Annotated in this window: 4 protein-coding genes and 1 pseudogene; all 5 read left to right on the top strand. The window is 57.7% G+C overall.

The window, feature by feature from the left end:
* Positions 1-805 (top strand): annotated as a pseudogene (locus IWX64_RS16630) (IS30 family transposase); the annotation flags it as partial.
* 228 nt (positions 806-1,033) lie between these two features.
* Entirely contained in the window at positions 1,034-1,273 is a 240-nt protein-coding gene (locus IWX64_RS16625; protein WP_196868238.1) for a hypothetical protein, read from the top strand.
* Between the two features lie 106 nt (positions 1,274-1,379).
* A complete protein-coding gene (locus IWX64_RS16620; RefSeq protein ID WP_196868237.1) occupies positions 1,380-2,177 on the top strand; it encodes a hypothetical protein in 798 nt (265 codons plus the stop codon).
* Positions 2,178-2,398: 221 nt separating this feature from the next.
* Complete coding sequence (locus tag IWX64_RS16615) at positions 2,399-2,806, top strand: hypothetical protein (RefSeq protein ID WP_196868236.1); 408 nt, start codon at positions 2,399-2,401, stop codon at positions 2,804-2,806.
* A gap of 303 nt (positions 2,807-3,109) precedes the next feature.
* Complete coding sequence (locus IWX64_RS16610) at positions 3,110-3,556, top strand: cytidine deaminase (protein WP_196868235.1); 447 nt, start codon at positions 3,110-3,112, stop codon at positions 3,554-3,556.
* Positions 3,557-3,654: the final 98 nt, after the last annotated feature.

Raw genomic sequence — 3,654 nt, 5'->3', positions numbered from 1 at the left:
AAGTTCGATGACCTGGAACTAGCCTCGTTGGTGCAGGCTAAGTTGTGTGTGAAGTGGAGCCCTGAACAGATCAGTGACCACCTTGCCATGGCTTTTAGTGACCGGCAGGAGTTACAGGTGAGTCCAGAGACGATCTACCAAGCCCTTTACGTCCAAGGACGCGGGCATTTACGCGCTGACCTGCACCAACATCTGCGTACCGGTCGTGCCGTGAGGCGTCCCAGACGCCCCACCGCTACGAAGAGTTCTGGGAAGATTCCGGACATGATCCTCATCAGTGAACGCCCCGCGGAGGTCGCTGACCGTGCCATACCCGGTCATTGGGAGGGCGATTTAGTGCTCGGTTCGAACTGCCGGTCAGCTATCGCCACCCTCGTGGAACGCCAGACACGATTCGCGATGCTCATCCATTTACCCGGTGATCACAGCGCGATCACCGTCAGGGATGGTTTGCTGGCCGCCATCAAGACCCTGCCGGCGCACTTGGCCAGATCGCTGACATGGGACCAAGGAACCGAGCTGGCTCAGCATCGCCAGATCACCATGGCCACGAAGATGGCGATTTACTTTTGCGACCCTCACTCGCCGTGGCAGCGCGGCTCCAACGAGAATCTCAATGGTTTGCTGCGCCAGTATTTCCCGAAGGGCACGGACCTTTCCGTCCACTCACCCCAGCGGTTGCTCGAGGTCGCGACCGAACTCAATGACCGGCCGCGTAAAAACCCTCGGCGGAATCACCCCCGCCTACGCCATGCAGCAACTACTATTCGAACCAGAAACCCCTACCGTTGCGACGACCGCTTGAATACACCGGTCCTTCCCCGCGACACTTTTCAGTCCCTCCCCCGCCGACAAAAATCCCATATGTGTGACTGTTAGCTAGGAATGGCGGTTAATCGCAGCTTCAGTTGGCGGTCCTGTCGTCCTATTTAGCGATCCGTTTACTGACCCTAGCGGAACGAACTGCGTCTGTAGTGACTAGAGTCGATAGTCAAGGCTGAATAGTGCCGGCATCCGGTAAGCAGGAGACGACTTGACTGAGAAATGGACTCATCCGACAGTGCGCCGCGGCACGATCTGGTGGACGATGCAGAGCATAGCTGTCGGCGGCCTCATCGTTGCGTTAGTGTTTCTCGCCTTTTGGAAGCCCTCCACCGAGACGACTATCGCAGCGGCTGCAGCTCTTATCCTCGGGCCCCTTCTGATCTTCATGGCTATCAAGCAGATCAAGGCACTTCGCCACGAGTATCGCTACTCGGACGAGAATCTGTAACTCTCCATATCGAGGAGACTTCTGTGCCGATTGAGCATCGGTAAGTGGGACGGTGCACCACGACGATGAGAGCAATTCGGCTGACCAACAAAGTTAAGCTTCAGATATGCCGGATATCGTCGATAAGTCTGTTCAAGCTGCGGAGCTGGCTGTTTTTGAGCGTCGGTCGTTAGCGCTTGGGGCGGCGGCGTTCGCAGGTTTGCCCGGCCGGTTCGAATCATTCTGCATGGGCGGACTGCGGGCGAGCATGGCAACTGCCCAACAATATGGCTTCCTCAACACTATCGAAGGCTTGAACGAACAGTCTGTTGAAGTGCTGCCCGACCTACTCAAAAGGTTCCCGGACCCACGCCGAGCAACGATTGTCGCGACATCGCCATCACAGGGCCTCATGGGCCGGCTGCTGGGCGAAGGTTACGAGCTGGCACCCGTAAGACCAATCGCTTACCTGCGCCCAAGCGCGACGATCCGACCGGACGGCACGATCATCGATGAGTGGCAGATACACGAAGTCTCCACCACACAGGATGCAAAACTTTTCATGAGTCTTTTGGACGCCGGGTACGCCGGGACGAGCGACGTGGGGGCTTTGATCCGAGCGGAACACGCCCTTCCGGTGATTCGCGGTTTCATTGCTTCCCGCAACGATCAGCCTCTCGCCGCGGCGGCCATGTCCCTGCACCCCACCGGCGCAGTACTTGGCGGGGCGTCCACACTCCCGGTAGCCCGAGGTACTGGAGCCCAAAGTGCCCTCTTGAAACACCGGCTTCGGCTGGCGAGGTCTCTCGGTGCCCCTTTGGCGGCGGCCACCGCAGCTCCCAGAGCGCCGAGTGTCCGAAACCTTACCAGGCTGGGATTCACCATCTTCGAACGGACTGCCTGGCGCTTCAACGATGCGAACTGAGCGTGAAAATTTTGCAGTATCCCTGGGGCAAGGCGTTCTCGGAAACCATGGGATTTGAGACACCGAGTCCTCTCCCTCAGCGAGCACGTTCACCTCAGTGAATTACCATTTAGGCCGGGCTGCCTCTGGGTGGCGACCGCTGGTCGGTGCGGTGGCGCGACTTCTCGCCATACGATGGGCGGCATGAGATCGAAGACACGGGAGGGGAGGAATCACGGCGGATGACAAGTGATGAGACGCACCCATACCCGGACCTAGTCAAGATTGCGTCAGAAGTGCAGCGGATCATCGACGACTTACCCGAGGGCGTGAGCGGAGCAATGGATCTACGCAAACACTCTGTGCATATGAAACTACGAGGGCCAAATTCGCCGGCCTTTGACGTCGTGCTCGGCAGTGAAGTTCCTGACATCGTGTACGACTCGCGATTCCTGGAGCGCGTCGCGATCGGTAGCGACATAGAGGAACATTTTGAATTTGCAAGAGAGACCGCTAGTGAAATAGTCGACTTCATTCTGAGTGGGAGGAAAGCCACTGAGCGCAAAAGCCGCATCTTCGGGCGGACCTACCTACACGTACCCTTGTCCGATGGCACTGAGTGGAAGATGAAAAAATTCTCTGCGGACTAAATATTTGACCCTCGTGTTGCCTTTCAACCAGCGCATCCGGCGCTCAAGATGCTCGACGCTGCCTCCCTTACCGTGCCCTCAGTTGGGTCTGACAGGTCCACACGTCCATCCCCGCGGCGACAACCTGAGTGAATTTTTCCGGCTTCGCAGGACCAGACGCTCAGGGCTTCATACTCAGAACCATGAAGTAGAGAACGGGAAGCATCAGGAAAGTGGCTGGCTATGTCAACGTAATTGGGACCCGGCGGGGCAATCTAAGCGAGACCCACCGGCGGCTTTCTAGATCTCTGGAAGACTTGTGGGATGAAAGTTGACCAGGATTTGTTCGATTCTGCGGTGGATCAGTTGCGTCGCCGCTGGCCTGATGCGCCTGAAGCGGTGGCTGCCGCGGTTTATTTGGAGGATGGGTCCGTTCTCACGGGTGTGGCACTGGATAATTTCAATGCCACGATGAATCTTTGCGCTGAGACAGGCCCTATCTGTGAGGCGTATTCCTCGGGGCGGCGCATTGTTGCGTCGATCTGCGTGAGTCGTGAACCGGGCAGTGAGGGTTTCACCGTCTTGGCTCCGTGCGGAGCGTGCCAGGAAAGGCTCGCTTTGTGGGGTCCTACGGTCGAGGTTGGCGTCGGTGAGGTTGCCAATGCAACGGGTTGGTCGAGTCGACCTCTTATCGAGGTGAATCCTTTCTACTGGGCGTCCGCGTTTGCTGAAGGCGATGTGTGGCCATCGACCGCGCAGCACGCGGGCTAACCCGGGACTGCTGAAGGTTTGGTTGACTCCTAACCTGTGAGGATTAGCCTCGCGGGTGGAAGGATGTTCATCATGCCTAAAGCCTTTCCCGAAGAGTT

The organism is Arthrobacter sp. CAN_A212 (genome assembly GCF_015752345.1).
Classification (GTDB): Bacteria; Actinomycetota; Actinomycetes; order Actinomycetales; family Micrococcaceae; genus Arthrobacter_D.
This window is presented reverse-complemented; position numbering and strand designations above follow the sequence as displayed.

Bases quoted from the DNA above. Each gene is read 5' to 3' on its own strand.
- IWX64_RS16620 (WP_196868237.1), top strand. From the start codon at position 1,380: ATGCCGGATATCGTCGATAAGTCTGTTCAAGCTGCGGAGCTGGCTGTT.
- IWX64_RS16615 (WP_196868236.1), top strand. From the start codon at position 2,399: ATGACAAGTGATGAGACGCACCCATACCCGGACCTAGTCAAGATTGCG.
- IWX64_RS16610 (WP_196868235.1), top strand. From the start codon at position 3,110: ATGAAAGTTGACCAGGATTTGTTCGATTCTGCGGTGGATCAGTTGCGT.